Here is a 21,620-nt window from a genome sequence, read left to right on the forward strand (position 1 = left end):
CGGGGTATTACAATGATTCTCTTTCAATCAAGTGAAAAGGTACTTTTACTTTACCTCTTGACTTATTTAATATCATATTGGCAGCTGTTTCGCCCATAACCTTAAAATCTGTTGACATTACTGTAATGCCTAATAATTCTTTTAGTGGTGTGTCATTATAAGAAATGATGCCTATATCTTTCCCCAAACGAAACTCGTCTTCTCTAACCTGTTTTACAAGGTTAACCAAATCGGCTTCTTCTATGGTAATAAATAAATCACCTGTTTTTAAAACAATGTCATCATAGACTTCATCCAATATTTCAAAATCAAGTTTATGTTCAACACAAAACTTTCTAAAACCATGCAAAATACGTCTTGGATAAGGATAAACAGAGCGTTCAGGATACACTAAAATGAGTCTTTTGTATGTTTTTATTTTTTTTAAACCGTCATTCAATGCTCCATAAATATCATTTTCAAAATCCTGATATATTTCAATCATGCCACTACCTAAATCCGGCTTAACGTTATCAAGAATAATTAGTTTTTCTTTAGGGATTTGTTTTAAAGCTTTCAAAACTTTATCAGTAAAGCTTATATGATTCAGTTTGTCTGTTTTAAAATGCGGCATGATGATATAGTAGTCATAAGCCGCTTTATTTTTATCAAGCAAGTTTAAAAATAACGTTTCATCACAGTGATAAGTGTTTAAATCTGTATGTGAATTAGCGCCAATGGTATTAATAAAGTGGTTGTATGTTCTAAGCTTATATGAACTTAGTTTATTTACCAAATAGAGTATATTAACTTTTGAAATAAGTTTTGTTCTAGAAATGTAGTAACCTTTACCTCTAATTGCTGTGATAATGTTTCGCTCTTTTAAAATACTGTATGCTTTTTCTACGGTATCTCTAGACAAATAAAATTCTTCACTAAACATATTAATAGAAGGAATTTTTTGGTCCATGGTTAAATTTCCAATCGATATATTATGTATAATTGAATCAATAATCTGTTGGTACTTAGGTACCCTAGAGTTTTCATCAATTTTAATAAGTTTTAGCATGTCCATATCAATTGTTTTAGATTAAAGAAATGTTTTTAATCAAGTAAATCACTAATAATAATTTGAGTTGAAATGTACAAAAATGGCATTAAATACACTAGTATTATGGCTTTCATTTACCCAGAATAAATAAGTATATTAGAGAATGCTTTTAAAAAAGAAGAGCTCATGGCATCATATTGAGTAAATTGATTTTAATAAAAATTTAAAAGTAGAAGTGTTTTACCTATGGAAATATGCCTATTTATGAGTTGATTTTTAACAAATGGAAGTGTTGCAGTATAGTACAGGATAGGAATGTTTTGTTAGTAATCTATTTTTGGAGGTAAATAATATATTAACAACCAACATGGAGAATATCACAAAAAATTTTAAATACGTTGATTATTTATGGGATGAAGCAAAGGCGGCGTCATTTGGGGATAATCAAGTAGAATTATTTTTATATCGTTCAAACATATTAGGGGCCGATTTACGTATAACCAATTACGGAGGGGGTAACACCAGTTGTAAGACTATAGAGAAAGATCCTCTAACTAATGAGGATGTTGAGGTCATGTGGGTAAAAGGATCTGGAGGTGATATAGGCACGCTAACGCGTTCTGGAATTGCTGGACTTTATACAGGTAGACTACGTGATTTAAAAAATGTATACCAAGGGTTACATGATGAAGACAGAATGGTAGGTCTGTTCAATCACTGTATTTATGATTTAGATAGTAAAGCGCCATCCATTGACACGCCGTTACACGGCTTATTACCATTTGCACATATAGATCACTTGCATCCAGATGCATTAATAGCGGTTGCTGCCGCCAAGGATAGTGAAAAAGTAACCAAAGAGATTTGGGGCGATACTATGGGCTGGGTACCTTGGCAAAAACCAGGATTTGATTTAGGGCTTCAGTTAGAAAAATGCTTGGCTGATAATCCAGGGATTAGAGGAATAGTTTTAGGAAGTCATGGGTTATTCACATGGGGAGATACCTCATACGAGTGTTATATGAATAGTTTAGAGGTTATAGAAATGGCTTCTGAATATATTGAGAAAAAATTAAAAGAGCAAGGCGAGGTTTTTGGTGGACAAAAAGTAGAGAGTTTACCAAAAGAAGCACGTTTAGAAAAAGCGGCGCAATTGATGCCACTGCTTAGAGGTTTATGTTCTTCTGAAAATAGAATGATTGGTCATTTTTCAGATACAGAAGTTGTGATGGAATACATCAATAGCAATGATTTAGAGCGATTAGCACCAATGGGGACTTCATGTCCAGATCATTTCTTGAGAACAAAAATACAACCCTTAGTATTAGAGTTGGATAAAAACGAAGATTTATCAGATTCAGCCGCCATACTTAAAAAATTAGAGCCTGCATTTGAAGCTTACCGTCAAGAGTATGCCGATTATTATAATACGTGTAAAAAAGACAATAGTCCAGCCATTCGTGATGCCAATCCGGTAATTATTATTTACCCAGGCGTAGGGATGTTCAGTTTTGCAAAAAACAAACAAACCACACGTGTAGCTAGTGAGTTTTACATCAATGCTATTAATGTAATGCGCGGTGCAGAGGCGATAACTGAATACACCTCACTACCAAGACAAGAAGCATTTGATATTGAGTATTGGTTATTAGAAGAGGCTAAGTTACAACGTATGCCAAAAGAAAAACCATTATCTCGCAAAGTAGCCTTAGTTACTGGAGCTGGTGGAGGTATTGGAAAAGCCATAGCAGATAAATTAGCAGCAGAAGGGGCTAACGTGGTACTCACCGATATAAATGAAGAGGCACTAAAAGAAGCAAATGGGACTTACGCAAGAGACGTATCAACTTATGCCATTTGTGATGTAACTAGTGTAGATTCCATAGCCAGCGCATATAAGAAGGCAGTGCTTGAATTTGGAGGTGTAGATATTGTTGTGCATAGTGCAGGATTAGCTATTTCAAAACCACTAGAAGATACTACGGATAAAGACTGGAATATTTTACAAAACATATTGGTAAAAGGGCAGTTTGATTTGGCTAAACAATTTGCAGCCATAGCGCGTCAACAAGGTCTTGGAGGAAATTATATTGCCATAGCTAGTAAAAATGGACTAGTGGCTGGACCAAACAATGTTGCATACGGAACAGCAAAAGCTGCTCAGCAACATATGGTACGTTTGTTAGCGGCAGAGTTAGCAAAAGATAAAGTAAGAGTCAATACAGTAAATCCAGATGGTGTAATTGTAGGCAGTAAAATATGGGAAGGTGCTTGGGCTGAAGGTCGTGCAAAAGCCAACGGCATCACCGTTGAAGAATTACCCGCATTTTATGCCAAACGTAATTTATTACATGAAATCATTACTCCTGATGATATTGCTAACGGCGTATTCTCATTAGTAGGAATTTTAGATAAATCAACAGGAAATATAATAAATGTTGATGGCGGCATGGCCAACGCATTTGTAAGATAATATAAAGTTTAGTTTAGTTTAGTTGAGAGAAACTTCCATAGATTCGTTTAGAGGTTTATGGGAGTTTATTTCTTTAAAAGCATTAGTTTAAGATGAAGATTCAAAAAGAGCAAGTAGTTGATTTTAACAAGAAAGAAATTGACAGTCACAATGAGAGCTTTGACTTTTTAGCCAACAAGCTTAGTAAAAATGGACACGATGTAAACAGCATTGTTTCTAAATTAGCAGAATTCCAAGTAGCCATTCCTAGTTGGGCATTAGGTGCTGGTGGAACGCGTTTTGGGCGATTTGGTTTCTATGGCGAGCCATCCAATTTAGAAGAAAAAATTGATGATATTGGCGTATTACATAGCTTAACACAAACCGCAGGAGCAGTATCATTACACATTCCATGGGATATTCCTTCAGATTATGCGGCGATAAAGGAAAAGGCAGATGCTTTAGGTATTAAGTTTGATGCGGTAAACTCAAATACGTTTCAAGATCAAAAAGATGCCGCCGAGACTTACAAGTATGGTTCATTAAGCAATTTAAGCCAAGCGGTAAGAGAGCAAGCCATTCAACATAATTTAGATGTTATAAAAATAGGCGATAAGTTAGGTTCAAAAGCGTTGACGGTATGGTTGGCAGATGGCTCTTGTTTTCCAGGTCAAAATAACTTCCAAACGGCTTTTCAAAACACACAAAACAGTTTAATTGATATTTATAAAGGCTTACCAGATGATTGGTCTATGTTAGTAGAGTACAAGCCTTACGAGCCCAATTTTTACAGTACTGTTATCCAAGATTGGGGGGCTTCATTAATGTTGGCCAATGGTTGTGGTGATAAAGCCTACACGCTGGTAGATTTAGGACATCATTTACCAAATTCAAATATAGAGCAAATCGTTTCTATCTTACAATTAAAAGGTAAGTTAGGCGGATTCCACTTCAACGATAGTAAATATGGTGATGATGATTTAACCGTAGGAAGTATTAAGCCCTATGCTTTATTCTTAATCTTTAACGAGTTGGTATATGGTATGGAAAACAATCCACAAAATCCAGATTTAGCATGGATGATTGATGCGAGTCACAACGTAAAAGATCCTTTAGAAGATTTAATTCAGTCTTTAGAAGCCATCCAAGAAGCTTATGCAAAGGCGCTTTTAATTGACCAAAAAGCATTAAAAGTAGCACAATTAGATAATGATGTTGTAAAATGTCAAGAAATCTTGCAAGGCGCTTACAGAACAGATGTAAGACCATTATTAGAAAAAGCAAGATTAAACGCAGGGGGAGTGCTAAGCCCAATTAATGCGTATAGAAGTTTAGATGTACGCGGACAATTAATCAAAGAACGTGGTAAACACACTGTAGCAACAGGCTTATAATCTGTGCGATATGAAAACAAATGTAACCGCGGTTTTTGATATAGGAAAAACCAACAAAAAGTTTTTCTTATTTGATAAAAACTTTAAAGAAGTACACAAAGAGTATATCTCGTTTGATGAGATTGTAGATGAAGATGGTTTTCCCACCGAGAATCTTCCAGCTTTACAAGAATGGCTAAAAGGGGTATTTGATCGTATTTTAGAAGCCAAAGAATTTAATGTTAAAGCCATTAATTTTTCAACTTACGGCGCTAGTTTTGTGCATATTGATGAAAATGGTAAGCCATTAACACCGCTTTACAACTATTTAAAGCCACTTGATCAAAACATCATAGATGACTTTTTTATGAAGTATGGTCCAAAAGAAGCGTTTTTAAAAACAACAGGTTGTGCTGATTTGAGTATGCTTAATTCTGGCTTGCAATTGTACTGGTTAAAGCACAAGCAACCAGAGGTCTTTAAGAAGATTAAATACTCCTTGCACTTACCACAATATTTAAGTTATGTGTTTGCGGGAATTCCTTTAAGTGAATATACCAGTATAGGATGTCATACAGCCTTGTGGGACTATAATAAAAAGGATTACCATCCTTGGGTTTATAAGGAGGGATTAGATCAAATATTACCACCAATCGTATCAACAGAAACCAGTATCAATATGAATTATAATGGTAAGCGCATCAAAATAGGTGTGGGTATACATGATAGTTCAGCGGCACTTCTACCATATGTAAGAAGTATTCGTAAAAAGTTTGTATTGGTATCAACAGGTACCTGGAGTATTGTATTTAATCCGTTTACACAAAACCCTATTGCCTCAGCGGATGATGACGGAGATACCATAAACTACATGCGTATCAATGGGAAACCCGTAAAAGCTACACGATTGTTTTTAGGAAACGAATACAAAGTTCAGGTAGCCAAGTTAGATAATTATTATGGTGTTAATGATGAGTATCACAGAACTGTAAAGTTTGATTATGGTATTTATAAAGACATCATTACCAACTTTAAGTATTGTTACAATTGGGAAGGTTTAAAGGATGACAACATGCCCGATACCACACAAATGCCCTATGATACTTATGAGTATGCCTACCATCAATTAATGCATGAGTTGGTATTGTTACAAATTAAATCTATTGAACAAGCAGTTGGTACAGATGACATCTCTAGAATTTATGTAGATGGTGGTTTTAGCAATAATGATGTATTTATCAAACTATTATCACATAGTTTTAGAAGTAAAAAGCTGAGTACAACCGATGCTTCATTAGGTTCAGCATTAGGGGCTGCCATTTCGATATCTGACACCAAATTAAATTCTAAGTTTTTAAAGAAGAATTACGCTTTAAAAAAACACGTGCCTTTTATTATAGGCGGGTAAAACAGTAAATACAAAACTATTTAAAATGTCAAAAAACATAAAGTTAGTACACCCTCGTGATCAAATTACGGAGGTAATAGATAGAATTTATAAACGTGGTATGACTACCACCTCAGGAGGTAATATCTCAATTATTGATGATAATGGCGATATTTGGGTAACACCTTCAGCCATTGATAAAGGGTCATTACGCGCATCAGACATCATTTGTGTAAAGAAAGATGGAACCATCATTGGGAAACACAAACCATCGTCTGAGTTTCCTTTTCACAAAGCCATTTATGAAGCCAGACCAGATATTAAATCTGTGATTCATGCGCATCCACCGGCATTAGTGTCGTTTAGTATTGTGAGACAAATACCAAATACCAATGTAATTTCACAAGCCAAACATATTTGTGGACCTATAGGATATGCAAAATACAGATTGCCAGGAAGTGAAGATTTAGGAGCTGTTATAGCCGAGGAATTTGATAAGGGGTATAAAGCCATCATCATGGAAAACCACGGTACGGTTTTAGGCGGAAGTGATTTAACCGATGCTTATGAGCGTTTTGAAGCCTTAGAATTTTGTGCAAGAACCATTTTGTACGGAACACAAATAGGAATACCAAATTATTTAACCGATGAACAAATCGATGCTTTTGAATCACAAGCCAAAGGTGTTTTACCAGAAATGGCATCGGTAGAATACACGCCAGATGAGTTAGAGAAGCGTTTAGAGATCTGTAATATCGTTAAGCGCTCGTGCCAACAAGGCTTGATGATTAGTTCTTACGGTACCGTTTCTATGCGCTTAGAAGGTGGTGACTTTTTAATAACCCCTACAGATATTAACCGTTGGGATATTGATTTAGATGATATAGTACAAGTGAAAAACGGACATCGAGAAGCTGGTAAAACACCAAGTAGAGCGGCATGGATGCACCAAGAAATTTACAATAAAAACCCAGATGTAAATTCTATCATCATGACACAATCGCCATATTTAATGGCCTTTGGAGTAACTGGAGAATATTTGAATGTAAGAACAATACCTGAGAGTTGGATCTTCCTTCAGGATATTGATTTAGCTGAATATGGCTCGCATTTTAGAGAGAGTAACAATGCAGAAATAGTTGAAAACTGTTCAACAGCCTTGATTATTAAAAATGATTCGGTAATCATTACAGGAGATAAATTATTACAAACTTTTGATTATTTAGAAGTTGCTGAGTTTAGTGCAAAATCTATAGTACTTGGAAATTCTCTAGGGGAAATGGTGCCTATCAATGATGACCAAGTTGAGGATTTAAGAAAGAAATTTTTATCATAAAAAGAGAATCAAACTTACATATTTAGTAAAATGAAACATTACAAACAGTATATTAATGGACAATTTGTAGACTCAAAAGCTACATCTGTTATTGAAATAGTAAATCCGTGTACGGAAGAAGTGATCAGTACCATTTCAACAGGAACAGTTGAAGATGCCAATAATGCCTTAGAGGCTGCACAAGCGGCACAACCAGCTTGGGAAGCTTTACCAGCAATTCAACGCGCAGCCTTTTTACATAAGATGGCTGATGTGATTAGAGAGAATCGTGTTTTTTTAGCCGAAACCTTATCAAAAGAGCAGGCTAAAGTTATAGGGTTGGCACAAGTTGAAATTGATGTAACTGCAGATTATTTTGATTATAATGCAGGTTGGGCAAGACGTATTGAAGGTGAGATCATTCAAAGTGATCGTGAGAAAGAGCATATTTATTTACACAAAGTACCCATTGGTGTAGCTGTAGGTATTTGTCCTTGGAATTTCCCGTTTTTTGTAATGGCACGTAAAGTGGCTGCTTCATTAATTACAGGTAATACCTGTGTTATTAAGCCAAGTTCTGAAGCACCAAATACTATTATGGAATTTGCTGATTTTATTCAGAAGATTAAATTACCCGCAGGTGTTTTGAATTTTGTATGTGGAGCAGGAAGAACGGTTGGAAACGCCCTTTCTAAAAGCCCTATCACTGGAATTATTAGTTTAACAGGTAGTGTAGGAGCTGGGCAAAAAGTAATTGGTGCTGCAGCAGAGAACATTACAAAAGTATCGTTAGAATTAGGAGGTAAGGCGCCTGCAATTGTTTGTGCTGATGCTAATATGGAATTAGCTTTAAATTCTATTGTATCCTCTAAAGTTATCTTTAGCGGACAGGTTTGTAATTGTGCGGAGCGTGTTTATGTTGAGGATAGTATTTATGACGAGTTTGTTGAAAAGCTAACCAAGAAAATGAGTCAAGTAACTGTTGAAGATGCTTTAACAGGAGTTAATGCCGATATGAGTAGTTTGGTGTCAAAATCACAGTTAGACAAAATTACTGAGATGGTTGAATTTGCTAAGAAAGAAGGAGCTGAAGTGCTTGTGGGAGGAAAACAACCCGATCAATTTGATAGAGGTTATTTTTATCAGCCAACAGTATTAACTAATTGTAAGCAAGATAGCCAAATTATCCAAGAAGAAGTATTTGGACCTGTATTGCCTGTAATGAAATTCAATACACTTGATGAAGCTATTGCCATGTCAAATGATACTGAATTTGGTTTAACCTCATCTATATTCTCAGAAAACTTTAACAACATCATGAAAGCTACAAACGGCCTTCATTTTGGAGAAACTTACGTGAATAGAGAGCATTTTGAAGCCATTCAAGGTTTTCACGCCGGATGGAAAAAATCTGGTGTTGGTGGTGCCGATGGAAAACACGGTATGGAAGAATATTTACACACCAAAGTAGTTTACGCTAAGTACTACTAGAGATAGCTAGTAATTAAAATAGTGTACTTGAAATAATTAAAAAACTCAGTTAAATGTTTAACTGAGTTTTTTAATTATTACGTTTTGAAAGTAGCATAAAAACGTGAGTCAATTTTGGGATTCCAGAAAATTAAAATATTTCATTTTAGAGTATGGATAATTACGGTCATGGCAGCCGCCAAAATTAATTTCATTTTTGGTTCGAGGTCTGACTTGATCCAAATGACTTTCTTGTTATTTCCCGAAATACCACGGCCACGGCATTGCACTGCCCCCAAACATTTATTATGCTCGAAAAACTCATAACCATAAGCATCTGGGGCTATTAGCGAATTATTTCGATTTTTATTGGAACTGATTGGCTTAATAAAAATGAATCGATTTTCATAAGCCAAGAAACCTTCATCAATAGATCCAATATCGCTGTTTTCAGTTTGTGCTAGGTAAAAGCTCCATACCTCACCATTACCATTTTCACTTGTTATTTCCGAAGTAAAAATTTGTGTTTTAGAATAATCATCATCTGGGCCAACGTAAAAATCGAAATTATCCAGACTGAACAATTTGAAGGATTCTACTTCTTTCATAGAAACCTCGCTTAAAGTATTTACAATAACCGAACCTATTTCTATATGGTTTAAAACAAAAGAGAATTTATGTTCCGTTCTATATTCAGATCTTGTATTCCAAAAATTTGATTTTCCTTTGGTCTTCATCCAGTCATTTTGGCTATCAACTACCCTATAATCTCCAAATTTAATCTTTGGAATTTTATTACCCCATTGTGTGTCAAGTTTAACCTTAAGTCTATCACTATTATTTTCAAGTTCTGGATTGATGGGAATAGTTTTGCTCTGACTATAAATTGTATGAATATTCAAAAATCCAATAATTATTAGAATACTGAACGAAGTTATTCTTGATTTTAAAAATGTGTTACCGTAAAGCATTTAAGAATATTTTTATTAATTTTTTACTTCGTTAGTTAAGTAGTCCTGCAATAGTTTATCACACAAAGCACATTCATTATTTTTTATTTTCATAGCTTTTTCAATATTAGAATATGCTATTTTATTTTTACCATCATAAATTTGGTATATAGACGATAGCATAAGTAAATTATAAAAATCTTGATCATTTTTAATTTGTCTACCAGCACTTTGAAGTAGAAACAGGGTCTTTAATTTCTTGCCTTTTAAAAAATTAAGATGTGCCATTAATCTTGAAGCGTCAAAGTGATTGGGATTCATTACCCTTACTTTTTTACAGGATGCTTCTGCTTTATCTAAATCATCATTGACAAAATAATTCATGGCAAGTTTCATATGGCTGTCCGAAGTATTTCTTACATTTTGAGTTCTATCAATGTGTTGTTTAAGAACTTTTCTATAATTTAAAGTGTCTGATTGTAAGGTGTATATGCTGCTCAACGCATTGTAGCTATCATCAAAATTAAATAATTTACTTAGGTTTTCATTAGGAAAAATGGCTATGGCTTTTTTGAAATACGCTTCGGCGGTATTCAAGTCTTGGAGAAAAAAATATGACATACCTAAACAATGGTTTATAGCATATTCATTGAGTTTTTTATCTTTTTCTAGTTGTTTTAAACTGAATATTATTTCATAAATCTTGTTAATTTCATAGGCATTAAAACTGTTAATTTTTAAATTATAATTTTTGATAAAATTAATATGGTGATTTTTGTAGTTTGAAATTTCATTATTCATAGTCGGATTGTTCATAGCTATTTTTACAAAAAGTCCTAGGATATCACTCATAAGCCTAGCGTTTTGAATCTCCTGATTTTCTTTGCATTTTAAGGCATATGTATTTAGGTTTTGAAAATTCAAAATATCATCATAATTAGTGGATATATGATCTATACTTTCAATGTCTAGTTCTGTACTTTTGACAATTTGAGGTGCTTTGTTAACTATTTCGCCCATAATTAACATGAAATAAGGGAAGGTTTTACATGTTGTATTAGCCTTATTTACCTCTAATGTATAAGAATCATATTCCTCTGTCTTACCTTTTTCAATTAACAAAACTGGATATGTTGCTATTGCAATAGAATCTAGGGGATTAATAGCCACTGCTTGTTTGAAATCGTTAATTGCATTTGCATGTCCTAGTTTAGTTTTTACTAGACCATTTAAAGTAAAATATCTAGCGCTATCTATATGGTGTTTTTTTCGAATCTTTTGAAGCGGCTGTTTTAAAGAATGATGAGCTTTAATATAGTATTGACGTGCCAGCTTAGTGTGTTTTATGTTTTCGTAATGTGTGCCAATATCCACCAGTATAGCTGGATTTAAGCTGTCATTTTCCAGTTTTTTTAACAGCCTATTTAAATATGTTGAATCTCGTTTTTTTTCATTCTCAATATCAGAAAAAGAGGCTTTTACCCAAATATTGGAAATATTAAAAGACAAGGATATTTCTTCTGAAAAAATTATTTTGGTTAAATCCATTAAAGGGTGTTCTTTGTCTGGTTTGGCAAAAATTGTTTGTTCTACAATTTGACTATTTACCATCAGAGAACAAGACCATAGTAGGACAAACAAAAATTCTCTGTTATATTTGTCTCTTAATTTTAGCATGGTTTTTAATTACCTAATTAATGACATAGCTTAATACACATTATCAAAGCTATAACATATACGTATTAATTAGTCCTGTAAAATATTTAGGAGAGAATGCTGGACAATTTATTCCTTTAAAGTTAATAAAAAACTAGATTATTATAAACTTTGATGTATCAATAAGTTTTACCTGAAAAAGTATCCGAAATTATCCAATGACCATATTCTTGGATAGTATTTTGAATGCATTAATATAATTTCACAGTGTTTAATTAATACATTTTGGAATAATGAAAAGAATACAAGGTATCAGTTTAAAGGTTATTTTGTTATCCTTGTTAGCGATAAGTATAACAAATTGTGTAGGAGACGGGTTGGATATTGATTTTGATAGTTGTAATTTTTACTCCTATATTTACGTGTCTACTTCATGTGAGTGCTTTGAAAAGAGTCAAGTAGATTGTTCTAAGGACTTTTATATTTTAGATGAAAAAGAGTACAAATGAATTAAACAACTATTTGACCAAACAGGAGCAAAGTGTATTGAAATTACAGGAATGGATTTTTCTGGTAAAAGTTTTAAAGGAGTAGCCGAAACACCTTTTGTAGATTATTGCCACAAATGGTTCTAAACGTTTTAAGAAATATTGGTTTTACAAATCTTCTAAAAACGAAAAAGCATCCCAATTTCAATTAATAAAAAAGGAAGGCTTTCCATTGATATATCAAGTGATTTTGTGAATTAAGAAAGCGTTATATCAATAAAACCGTCAAACTCATTGCGCCGTGCGCTCCAACAACCAAGCATTGTTCAATATCGGCTGTTTTTGAAGGTCCTGAAATAAAGACACCAAAAGTTCTGTCTCTTTTTGCTATTAGTTTGTATGCATCCAGCATATGAAGGCATATTTTTGTCTTATCTAAAAGAATAACAAGATCATTTGTTATGAAAGGAAGAGCTCTAAGAATAGAGGCCTCTCCCGTTACCCAAATAGCGCCATTCTCAGAAACCCCCAAGTCACCTTCTACAATAGCCAAATCAATGTCCTGTAATGTATGCGGATCAGTATTTGGTGATATCTGGACAGTTCCTAAAGTACTTTTATTAGTTATACTGACAATTTTGGTTTTATTAGGGTAAAGCGACTGAATTTCAGAATCAATAGAATTGGGTTCAATCTCTTTTATTTGTCCACCAACAAGCGTTACATTGCTTTTAAATGTTTCTTTTAAATCAATTTCTTCTTTAAAAGCGTTTTCATCAATAACCGGAAGCGGCAATGATTCTGGCTTATTCATTTTTACTAAACCTAAAATAGTTGCTCTACTCATTGTTTTTATTTCTTTTTTTATACCATTCTTCAAAACTATCGCCTTTCACTTCTGGTAAATCTCTTGCATTTCCCCAAGCGTTTAACTTATTATATACCATAAATCTTGGCGCGTGTTTTAATGCAAAACGAGCCGATTTTCCTGCCACTTCAAATAATTTAGGGTTTGCCAAGACCTTACCAGCCGTTTTCATTATCGTCTTTTTTATAACAGGCTGTGGTTCTTCTTTTACAATAACCTGGCGCCATTTGTATAATTGTTCGTGTATGTTGATTTTAACTGGACAAACATTTGAACATGAACCACAAAGGGTAGAGGCGAAGGGAAGCGAACTGTGTTTTTTCAAATCTTTTCCAGGAGAAAGAATTGATCCTATTGGACCAGGAATGGTGTAGTCATAACTATGTCCACCACTTCTTCTGTAAATAGGGCAAGTGTTCATACATGCTCCACAACGAATGCAGTGAAGAGAAGCTCTAAAATCTTCTCGGCTTAATTGTTCTGTTCTTCCATTATCAACAATTACAATATGCATTTCCTTGTCTTCCTCTGGCTTATTGAAATGTGAGGAATATGTGGTTATTGGTTGACCCGTTGCACTGCGGGCTAATAGTCTTAAAAACACACCTAGATGTTCCTCCCTTGGAATTATTTTTTCAATACCCATACAGGCAATATGCACTTTTGCTAGATGTACACCCATATCAGCATTACCTTCATTTGTGCACACTACAAAACCTCCTGTGTTTGCCACTGCAAAATTTACACCCGTAATGGCAACATCGGCGTTTAAAAATTTATTTCTTAGGTGTTTTCTGGCTTCACCAACCAAATACTCTGGGTTGCCTTGACTGGGTATTGTACCTAAATGTTCTTGGAATAATACATCAACATCTTCTTTAGTTTTATGAATTGCCGGAAGTACAATATGACTAGGTGGTTCTTCAGCTAATTGTACAATGCGCTCGCCTAGATCGGTATCAATGACTTCAATACCGTGTTTTTCTAAGTGAGGATTTAAGTGGCATTCTTCAGTAAGCATTGATTTACTTTTTACCACTTTTTTAGCCTTATGCTTGTTCATAATACTCAGAACAATCTCATTGTGTTCTTTGGCATCAGCAGCCCAATGCACATGAACACCATTTTTTTTGGCATTTTCTTCAAATTGCACCAAATAGGTGTCTAAGTTTGAAAGTACGTTGGCTTTTAGTGCTGAACCTAATTCTCTCAAATACTCCCAACCATGAACATTGTGAGCAGATTTATCCCGTTTTTCTCTAACGTACCAGAGGGCTTTGTCATGCCAGTTTACCTTAGCTTCGTCTTTATTAAATTCTGTTGCTCGCTTTGCGTGATTCATAATTATAAAGTACTATTTAGAATTTCGGCAATATGCATTACCCTTAGTGGTTGTTTGTTTCTGTTAATTAAACCTTCCATATGCATTAAGCACGAATGATCAGCACCGGTAAGTACTTCAACATCACTTGCAATATGATCGTTAACACGGTCTTTACCCATTTTAACTGAAATTGTCTCTTCAAAAACAGAGAAGGTTCCTCCAAATCCACAACATTCATCTTGTCTGTTTAAAGACATGAGTTGTAAGCCTTTTACATTATTTAGTAAATCTTCTTCTGTTGAATAATGTTCACCTTTTACCTCTGAACATGATCCAAGTTTTAGGCCGCGTAAACCATGACAGCTTTTATGCAGTCCAACCTTGTGAGGGAAAGAAGCTCCAAGATCTTTCTTTCCTAAAACTTTAACAATGAATTCGCAAAGTTCATAAGCATTATCTCTAACGCGTTTAACGTCCTCTGTTTGTTCAAGGATATCAAAATGATGCTTTACATGATAAATGCAGCTTCCTGATGGACCTACTATATAATCGTATGCCTTAAAGTTTTCAACAAACAGTTGGCAGATGCCTTTTGAGTCTTCTTCATAACCCGAGTTGCCAAGAGGTTGACCACAACAGGTTTGTCCTTGAGGATAATGCACATCAACACCAAGTTTTTCCAGTAATTCTAAGGTAGCAATACCTACTTGAGGATAGAGTTGATTTACATAGCAGGGAATGAATAAACCTACTTTTAAGTTTTTCTTTTTCATGTGTTTTTTAATAGACCTAATCAATTATAAAATTAAGACATTTTGGTAGAGCAGCTGTCCTGTTCTGACCTGCCGTGTCTAATGAAGTAAAAAAGAATTGGTTATAAGGTGGTTACATTGAAAATAGAGGTCTTTATTGCACTAGAAACAGGTGTTTTAATCTCAAAGTTTCCTGTCAAAATTTGATAAAAAGGGCTCAATCCCAAAAGTTGTGTGTGGATTTCAACAAGAAAGATATTTTTGTAGAAAAAAGCTAAGACCTTACATTTATCAATAGACCTACTCAAGTTATTATTGCCCGAACTGCTAATTACACATTTTGATATTGTTAGTCAATTTAAGCTAGAAGAAAAAACAAGAAGTTTTAACCGTACAAAAATCGTACATTTTTTAAATCAAAAAACCCGTAAAACACTGTTTTTTAGTGTTATTACGGGTTTTGTCTGCGGAGAAAGAGGGATTCGAACCCCCGGAGGTGTGACCCTCAACAGTTTTCAAGACTGCCGCATTCGACCACTCTGCCATTTCTCCTTGAGTGTCTCATCAGGTATTTCCCTGATTGCGGGTGCAAATATAGAACCCTTTTTCAATTCTTTCAAATAAAATTAAACTTTTTTCTGATATTTTTTTTCAACCTAATTAATTAGAGCATTTTTATTTGAGATTACAGCAAGAATCAAAAATTCAAACCTTATTTTTGCAGAAATAGAAAATACTATAATGAACACTATTGAGCAATTAAAATGGCGTTATGCAACAAAAAAATTTAACGCTAATAAAAAGCTTTCCACATCAAAATTAGAGGTTTTAAAGCAAGCATTTAATTTAACAGCTACTTCGTTTGGGTTACAAACGCTTAAGCTGGTTGTTGTTCAAAATAAAGTGTTGCGCTCCCAGCTAGTTGAACATGCCTATAACCAAAAACAAGTGTTAGACGCCTCACATCTATTTGTTATCTGTATACAAAAGGATATAAAAGAAGAAGATGTTGTTAGTTATTATAATAACATAAAACAAATAAGAAAGACCTCAGAAGATATTCTTAAACCCTACCGAGATGATCTTATTAAAATGATGAAAAGTAAGTCTTTAAAAGAGCGTCAGCAGTGGTCTGTAAAGCAAGCCTACATTGCCTTAGGTAATTTAATGACCGTTTGTGCCATAGAAGGTGTTGATGCTTGCCCCATGGAAGGGTTTGTGCCCAAAGCCTATGATGAAATTTTAAAACTTGATAGCCTAGGGTTAAAATCGGTGCTTTTGTTGCCAGTAGGCTACCGTGCCGATGACGACACGTTCTCATCATTTAAAAAAGTGAGAAAACCTATTCGAGAAGCCGTCATAGAATTATAAATAAACATAAGGGCGTTACCACAAGGGTCGGGCTTTCGCTACTCGCTCTTTTCAAGGAGCTCAGACACACCGCTCAATCCCTAACGCGCTCACAACTGCAAAAAAAATAAATATGCCAGGATTTGAATTATTTGGAGAGTTAGAAAGACAAGAAGTAAACGATGTTTTAGATAATGGCGTACTTATGCGCTATGGTTTTGATGGTATGCGCAACGGACATTGGAAGGCCAAAGCACTAGAAGCCGAACTACAAAACACCTTGCAATCAAAATATGTACAATTGGTATCAAGTGGTACGGCAGCTGTCTCGGTAGCTTTAGCTTCGGCTGGAGTAGGAGCAGGAGACGAGGTGATTATGCCCACGTTTACCTTTGTAGCAAGCTTTGAAGCTATCATGTTGCTGGGCGCCATTCCTGTTTTGGTGGATATTGATGATACGCTTGGTTTAGATCCTAAAGCTGTAGAAGAAGCAATTACACCTAAAACCAAAGCCGTTATGGTGGTACAAATGTGTGGTAGTATGGCAAATATGTCTGCTTTACAAGATATATGCCATACGCATAATTTGCTGTTGGTTGAAGATGCTTGTCAAGCCATTGGCGGAACATATCAAGGAAAACCTTTAGGCAGTATTGGTGATTTAGGTTGTTTTTCATTTGACTTTGTAAAAACCATTACAAGTGGGGAAGGAGGCGCCGTGGTAACAAATAATAAATCTTACTATTTGAATGCCGATCATTACAGTGATCATGGACACGACCATGTAGGGAATGATAGAGGCGCAGAATCGCATCCTTTTTTGGGTTATAATTTTAGAATTTCAGAATTACATGCTGCAGTTGGTCTGGCTCAAATAAAACGGCTACCTGAGTTTATCAATATTCAGAAGCGTCATTATACCATATTAAGAGAAGCCTTGTCCGTAATTCCTGAAGTTACTTTTAGAACGGTGCCGCAAGGTGGGGAAGAGAGTTATGCTTTTTTAAACTTCTTTTTGCCCAATTTAGAAATTGCTACTAAAGTTTCAGAGAGGTTTAAAGCGAATGGGGTAGATGGTTGTTTTCATTATTATAATAACAACTGGCATTATATCCGAAAATGGGAGCATTTAAAAGACCTAAAATCGTTATTCCCAATTTCTACTGAAGTTAAAGAGGGACTAAAATACTTAGCAGATAAAGCCTTCAATAAGTCAGATTATTATATAGCAAGAAACATTTCATGCCTTATAAAACTATCGTGGTCAGAAGATGAAGTAAAGGCTAGAGCTAAAAAAATGGTTGAGACTATAAAAAGTTGTTTGTAACTAGTAATTAACGTATTCAACAATTTCTAATCCATACCCGATCAAACCAACACGTTTGGTTTGTTTGGTGTTTGAAATGAGTTTTAACTTATGAATATTTAAATCATGGAGAATTTGTGCGCCAATACCAAAATCTCTATTATCCATATTAACTTTTGGTGCTTTAGCAATAATATTTGAATCTTGATGCTCTTTTAAATAGGCTAATCTATTTAAAATATTCATAGACTGTGATTCTTGATTTATAAAGATAATAGCGCCTTTTCCAGCATCATTAATCACCTTGAACATGTCATCAAGCTGCTTGTCCGCATTATTAGTTAATGTGCCTAAAATATCATTATTAAACAAGGTAGAATTAATTCTAGTAAGCACCTCCTCATTATCTTTCCACTGTCCTTTTGTTAATGCTATATGTACTTGATTGTTAGTAGTTTGTTTGTAGGCTCTTAATCTAAAACTTCCAAATCGTGTTTCTATTTGAAAATCTTCTTTTTTCTCAATTAAGGAATCGTGTTGCATTCTGTAGGCCACTAAATCTTCAATAGAAACAATCTTTAAATCTAGTTTTTCAGCCACTTCAAATAATTGAGGAAGACGTGCCATACTGCCATCTTCATTCATGATTTCAACAATAACTCCAGCGGGATTCAAACCAGCCAACCGGGCAAAATCAATGGCTGCTTCGGTATGCCCCGTTCTTCGTAACACACCACCTTCTTTGGCAACCAAAGGAAAGATATGCCCAGGACGTGCTAATTCAAAAGGCCTAGTACCATGGTCAATCAATGCTTTTATGGTTTTAGCTCTATCGCTTGCAGATATCCCTGTTGTTACACCTTTTCCACGTAAATCTACAGAAACAGTAAAGGCAGTCTCCATGGGGTCTGTATTGTTGCTAACCATCATGTTTAACTCAAGTTCTTTACATCTATTCTCAGTTAATGGCGCACAGATTAATCCACGACCATGGGTTGCCATGAAATTTATCATTTGTGGTGTAACTTTGTCTGCAGCGGCTAAAAAATCACCTTCATTTTCCCTGTTTTCATCATCAACTACTATAATTACTTTACCATTTCTTATATCGTCAATGGCTTCATGAATAGTGTTTAGTTGGTATGCTTTCGATTGCTTTTCTGCTGTCATTGTTTGTGGTGTCATAGTGCAAAGATATTGCTAATTTTAATGAATGCACAATTTTGTTATAATAGAACGAAGATATACAAATGCTAACCTTTGTTGTGTTCTCTGATGTTCAAATCTTGATTGAATTTCTTTTTAGTATAGACGTATACAATAAAATATAATGGCAGGCCAACTAATAAAAAAATAAGGCCACTATATTTGGATTCATTATCTATATGCTTGTTATAGCTTGCAAAACTTAAAAAAGATTTGGAAATAGCAAATAAGAAAATAATTCCGATGAGAATTCCTAAAATAAATAGAATATTGCCAGTTACAGGAAACTTATTGTTCTTTAAAATACTTCCAACTAAAATAAGAAGCGTCATAAAAATATATAAAACCAATGCCAAGTTAGAATCTTCTTCAAACGTATTCTTTAAGCGTAAAGAATCTTCATATTTTTGATTTTTAAAATGTCCGGCAAATTTTAGTTGTTGTTTGGTAATTCCTCTGGAATCTAAGACTGCTAAGGCCGTATTTCTATATTTTAAAGAATACTCATATTGGTTATAATTTCTAACAATATCAATTAAAGTATTGTTTTCATTTTTATTTAAACGCCTATATTCTTCACTTGATTTAGGGAAGGATGAATAATCTTCAAGCAGCGCTTTCTTTTTTATGCGAAATAGTTTTTTTAGAGGTTCTAACAAACCATCTGTTTCAAACAAACCACGATCCTCTGTGGCTCTTTTGGTTAAAAATATACCAAGCGGTAACATAACCAAGGTAGAAAACCAACTTGCTAGAATAGGGTTAATACCATCGCCCTTAGCGCTATTGGTTGCAAAAATACCTATAAAGTGATAGGTTAGAAATAGCACGATAGCAATAACCATAGGTAAACCAATACCACCTTTCCTAATTAAGGCGCCTAATGGTGCCCCAACAAAGAATAAGATAACACAAGCAAAACCTAAGGCAAATTTTTCATGTAAAGAAATAATATGCCTATTTAACCAGGCTTTAGAAAGTTTTGTTGTTTCTTCTTTTGAAGTTAATATTTGCTTAGAACTTGTAAATGCCTTTATAGCAGCATCAACCACCTGTAATTTTTGCTTTGTATTAAAAACATCAAGAATAGGACCTAGGTAAACCGAATCCTTTGCTTGTTTTTTAGGACGATATATAGAAACACCTGATCTTTGAAATAAGTTTTTTGAAAAAGATTCGTGATCGTCTTTACTTTTTACCACAAGAGAATCAATTGTTTTATTCAAATCAACCACATCTAGCATATTGTATTTGTCCGTTTGTGATTGCTCATCAAAATCAACACTATTTAATTCAGATAAATCAATATTTATAATTTTCTTTTCAAAGTAACTCTTAACAAAGGGTTTTTTATTTTTTTCAGCAGGTTTTTTGGCGGCCATATCGCTGTAATAATAACCGTCTAATAAAATCAATTTTAAAACATTTGAATCCTCTTCACTAGCAAGTTCTCCTGTTTTTGACTTTATTACTGAAGAATTGGTTCTACCATTTGATCCTTTCACATGAATGGTAACATCTTCTAAAAATTGACCGCGGTCTCCACTTTTCTTTTCTACCTTTATATTGTAAGGTGTCGATTCAATTTCATTAAACTGGCCTTCAGCAATCCCCATAGAAGGCTTTATTTTGGCAATATTTCGTCTTAAATTATAAGAATTTAATTCTGCCCAAGGGATAACATTGTTTGAAAAGAAAAAGGTTACAATGCCGAGAATAACAATAAAAATACTTAAGCCAGACATGGCGCGCTGTAACGAAATTCCTGTAGATTTCATGGCTGCAAACTCATAGTTTTCAGCAAAACTTCCAAACACCATGATGGAAGCCAGTAAAATGGTTAATGGTAAAACTAAAGGAATTAATTTAGGCATGAAATACGCTAAAAACTTAAAAATCACAATTAAATCAAGATCTTTTCCAGCTAGTTCTTTTATGTAAAGCCAAACCGTTTGTAAAACAAAAATCAGCATAAGTATGATAAACACGCTGAGAAAAGTTTTTAGGTACGTTGTTAATATATAGCGATCTAGTATCTTCACTAGTTTACTTAATCTAAGTTGTTGATGTAATAATCTTTGTATTTGCTAGCGTCAAAGGTAAACAAGCCTTTTGGTAAAGGCTGATTTGTTTCAAAAGAATTAACAGTTAAAGTGGTTTTTGTGCCGTTAATACCTACTTGAATTAAGTTATAAATATGTTTTGTTTGCGCATCTATGCCTAAAAAAAGCTCTTTAATTTCAGAGTTAGAATCAATTGGAGTAAGCTTCACATATTGAATCTTCCTACCTTTAATATCTTGCGTGATATCAAGTTTATACGTATAGCCGTCTTCATAAAACGAAAGCATTTTACTAGGTGCAATTGTTTCATTTTCATCATCGTCTGAACTCACAGTAACTTCCTCATCTTCCGTACTTATACTATAAAGTTTGGCTCCATCAAAAAGCTGAGTAATACCAAGGATGTTTAAACGGTATTTGTTACCTGCCATAACAACGTCTCCTTTAGTTTCTTGTTTTATGTTTTCAGCGGTGTTTTCTAGAACATATTTAAACTCAAGAGAAATATTGCCGTAACCTTTTACCTTGTTTGAAACCTCATTTAAAAGAGTCTTAGCATCATTTTGTGCAAACACTTGAAGCGAAAAAGTGAGTATTAATAGGGTGAAAAATTTATTCATTTTTATAAAA

The 21,620-nt window shown here is 34.2% G+C and carries 16 protein-coding genes and 1 tRNA gene; 7 read left to right on the forward strand and 10 right to left on the reverse strand.

The window, feature by feature from the left end; all coding sequences use genetic code 11:
* Positions 1-7 precede the first annotated feature (7 nt).
* Complete coding sequence (locus KFZ70_RS12330) at positions 8-1,048, reverse strand: GntR family transcriptional regulator (RefSeq protein WP_139696237.1); 1,041 nt, start codon at positions 1,046-1,048, stop codon at positions 8-10.
* Between the two features lie 349 nt (positions 1,049-1,397).
* On the opposite strand from KFZ70_RS12330, the gene KFZ70_RS12335 reads away from it, so the two are divergent.
* The 5 genes from KFZ70_RS12335 (at position 1,398) to aldA (ending at position 9,048) form a co-directional block, all read left to right on the forward strand.
* Entirely contained in the window at positions 1,398-3,503 is a 2,106-nt protein-coding gene (locus KFZ70_RS12335; protein WP_199240664.1) for a bifunctional aldolase/short-chain dehydrogenase, read from the forward strand.
* A 92-nt stretch (positions 3,504-3,595) separates the two neighbouring features.
* A complete protein-coding gene (locus KFZ70_RS12340) occupies positions 3,596-4,876 on the forward strand; it encodes a sugar isomerase (protein ID WP_139696235.1) in 1,281 nt (426 codons plus the stop codon).
* A 10-nt stretch (positions 4,877-4,886) separates the two neighbouring features.
* A complete protein-coding gene (locus tag KFZ70_RS12345) occupies positions 4,887-6,263 on the forward strand; it encodes an FGGY-family carbohydrate kinase (RefSeq protein WP_139696233.1) in 1,377 nt (458 codons plus the stop codon).
* Between the two features lie 25 nt (positions 6,264-6,288).
* Positions 6,289-7,578, forward strand: coding sequence for a class II aldolase/adducin family protein (locus KFZ70_RS12350; RefSeq protein ID WP_139696231.1), 1,290 nt, complete (start codon positions 6,289-6,291; stop codon positions 7,576-7,578).
* Positions 7,579-7,608: 30 nt separating this feature from the next.
* Complete coding sequence (aldA, locus tag KFZ70_RS12355) at positions 7,609-9,048, forward strand: aldehyde dehydrogenase (RefSeq protein ID WP_139696229.1); 1,440 nt, start codon at positions 7,609-7,611, stop codon at positions 9,046-9,048.
* Between the two features lie 140 nt (positions 9,049-9,188).
* Here aldA and KFZ70_RS12360 read toward each other — a convergent pair whose 3' ends face one another.
* The 6 genes from KFZ70_RS12360 to KFZ70_RS12385 form a co-directional block, all read right to left on the reverse strand.
* The gene (locus tag KFZ70_RS12360) at positions 9,189-9,998 is read right to left on the reverse strand and encodes a hypothetical protein (protein ID WP_139696227.1); all 810 of its coding nucleotides are present in this window, start codon (positions 9,996-9,998) and stop codon (positions 9,189-9,191) included.
* A 15-nt stretch (positions 9,999-10,013) separates the two neighbouring features.
* Positions 10,014-11,654: a lipopolysaccharide assembly protein LapB gene (locus KFZ70_RS12365; RefSeq protein ID WP_139696225.1), complete on the reverse strand. Its 1,641-nt coding sequence runs from the start codon at positions 11,652-11,654 to the stop codon at positions 10,014-10,016.
* Between the two features lie 735 nt (positions 11,655-12,389).
* Positions 12,390-12,968, reverse strand: coding sequence for an LUD domain-containing protein (locus tag KFZ70_RS12370; protein ID WP_139696223.1), 579 nt, complete (start codon positions 12,966-12,968; stop codon positions 12,390-12,392).
* A complete protein-coding gene (locus KFZ70_RS12375; RefSeq protein WP_139696221.1) occupies positions 12,961-14,331 on the reverse strand; it encodes a lactate utilization protein B in 1,371 nt (456 codons plus the stop codon). The genes KFZ70_RS12370 and KFZ70_RS12375 overlap by 8 nt, the downstream gene beginning before the upstream one ends.
* A 2-nt stretch (positions 14,332-14,333) precedes the next feature.
* The gene (locus tag KFZ70_RS12380) at positions 14,334-15,086 is read right to left on the reverse strand and encodes a (Fe-S)-binding protein (RefSeq protein WP_139696218.1); all 753 of its coding nucleotides are present in this window, start codon (positions 15,084-15,086) and stop codon (positions 14,334-14,336) included.
* Positions 15,087-15,532: 446 nt separating this feature from the next.
* Positions 15,533-15,617, reverse strand: a tRNA-Ser gene (locus KFZ70_RS12385).
* A gap of 189 nt (positions 15,618-15,806) precedes the next feature.
* Between KFZ70_RS12385 and KFZ70_RS12390 the strand changes: the two genes are divergently transcribed.
* A complete protein-coding gene (locus KFZ70_RS12390) occupies positions 15,807-16,436 on the forward strand; it encodes an NAD(P)H-dependent oxidoreductase (RefSeq protein WP_139696216.1) in 630 nt (209 codons plus the stop codon).
* A 112-nt stretch (positions 16,437-16,548) separates the two neighbouring features.
* Positions 16,549-17,742 carry a DegT/DnrJ/EryC1/StrS aminotransferase family protein gene (locus KFZ70_RS12395; protein WP_139696214.1) on the forward strand — a complete coding sequence of 398 codons (1,194 nt, stop codon included), beginning with the start codon at positions 16,549-16,551 and terminating at the stop codon, positions 17,740-17,742.
* On the opposite strand, the gene ribB is transcribed toward KFZ70_RS12395, so the two are convergent.
* From ribB to KFZ70_RS12410, 3 genes are all read right to left on the reverse strand, one after another.
* Complete coding sequence (gene ribB / locus KFZ70_RS12400) at positions 17,743-18,906, reverse strand: 3,4-dihydroxy-2-butanone-4-phosphate synthase (RefSeq protein WP_394344299.1); 1,164 nt, start codon at positions 18,904-18,906, stop codon at positions 17,743-17,745.
* A 68-nt stretch (positions 18,907-18,974) separates the two neighbouring features.
* The gene (locus KFZ70_RS12405; protein WP_407515549.1) at positions 18,975-20,915 is read right to left on the reverse strand and encodes an LptF/LptG family permease; all 1,941 of its coding nucleotides are present in this window, start codon (positions 20,913-20,915) and stop codon (positions 18,975-18,977) included.
* 62 nt (positions 20,916-20,977) lie between these two features.
* Positions 20,978-21,610 (reverse strand): outer membrane lipoprotein carrier protein LolA, encoded by a 633-nt coding sequence (locus KFZ70_RS12410; protein WP_139696210.1) that lies wholly within the window; start codon positions 21,608-21,610, stop codon positions 20,978-20,980.
* Positions 21,611-21,620: the final 10 nt, after the last annotated feature.

It is taken from the genome of Allotamlana fucoidanivorans (assembly GCF_045788535.1).
In the GTDB taxonomy this organism is placed as follows: domain Bacteria; phylum Bacteroidota; class Bacteroidia; order Flavobacteriales; family Flavobacteriaceae; genus Allotamlana; species Allotamlana fucoidanivorans.

Coding starts and splice junctions, on each gene's coding strand:
- KFZ70_RS12330 (WP_139696237.1), bottom strand. CDS start 1,048: ATGCTAAAACTTATTAAAATTGATGAAAACTCTAGGGTACCTAAGTAC.
- KFZ70_RS12335 (WP_199240664.1), top strand. CDS start 1,398: ATGGAGAATATCACAAAAAATTTTAAATACGTTGATTATTTATGGGAT.
- KFZ70_RS12340 (WP_139696235.1), top strand. CDS start 3,596: ATGAAGATTCAAAAAGAGCAAGTAGTTGATTTTAACAAGAAAGAAATT.
- KFZ70_RS12345 (WP_139696233.1), top strand. CDS start 4,887: ATGAAAACAAATGTAACCGCGGTTTTTGATATAGGAAAAACCAACAAA.
- KFZ70_RS12350 (WP_139696231.1), top strand. CDS start 6,289: ATGTCAAAAAACATAAAGTTAGTACACCCTCGTGATCAAATTACGGAG.
- aldA (WP_139696229.1), top strand. CDS start 7,609: ATGAAACATTACAAACAGTATATTAATGGACAATTTGTAGACTCAAAA.
- KFZ70_RS12360 (WP_139696227.1), bottom strand. CDS start 9,998: ATGCTTTACGGTAACACATTTTTAAAATCAAGAATAACTTCGTTCAGT.
- KFZ70_RS12365 (WP_139696225.1), bottom strand. CDS start 11,654: ATGCTAAAATTAAGAGACAAATATAACAGAGAATTTTTGTTTGTCCTA.
- KFZ70_RS12370 (WP_139696223.1), bottom strand. CDS start 12,968: ATGAGTAGAGCAACTATTTTAGGTTTAGTAAAAATGAATAAGCCAGAA.
- KFZ70_RS12375 (WP_139696221.1), bottom strand. CDS start 14,331: ATGAATCACGCAAAGCGAGCAACAGAATTTAATAAAGACGAAGCTAAG.
- KFZ70_RS12380 (WP_139696218.1), bottom strand. CDS start 15,086: ATGAAAAAGAAAAACTTAAAAGTAGGTTTATTCATTCCCTGCTATGTA.
- KFZ70_RS12390 (WP_139696216.1), top strand. CDS start 15,807: ATGAACACTATTGAGCAATTAAAATGGCGTTATGCAACAAAAAAATTT.
- KFZ70_RS12395 (WP_139696214.1), top strand. CDS start 16,549: ATGCCAGGATTTGAATTATTTGGAGAGTTAGAAAGACAAGAAGTAAAC.
- ribB (WP_394344299.1), bottom strand. CDS start 18,906: ATGACACCACAAACAATGACAGCAGAAAAGCAATCGAAAGCATACCAA.
- KFZ70_RS12410 (WP_139696210.1), bottom strand. CDS start 21,610: ATGAATAAATTTTTCACCCTATTAATACTCACTTTTTCGCTTCAAGTG.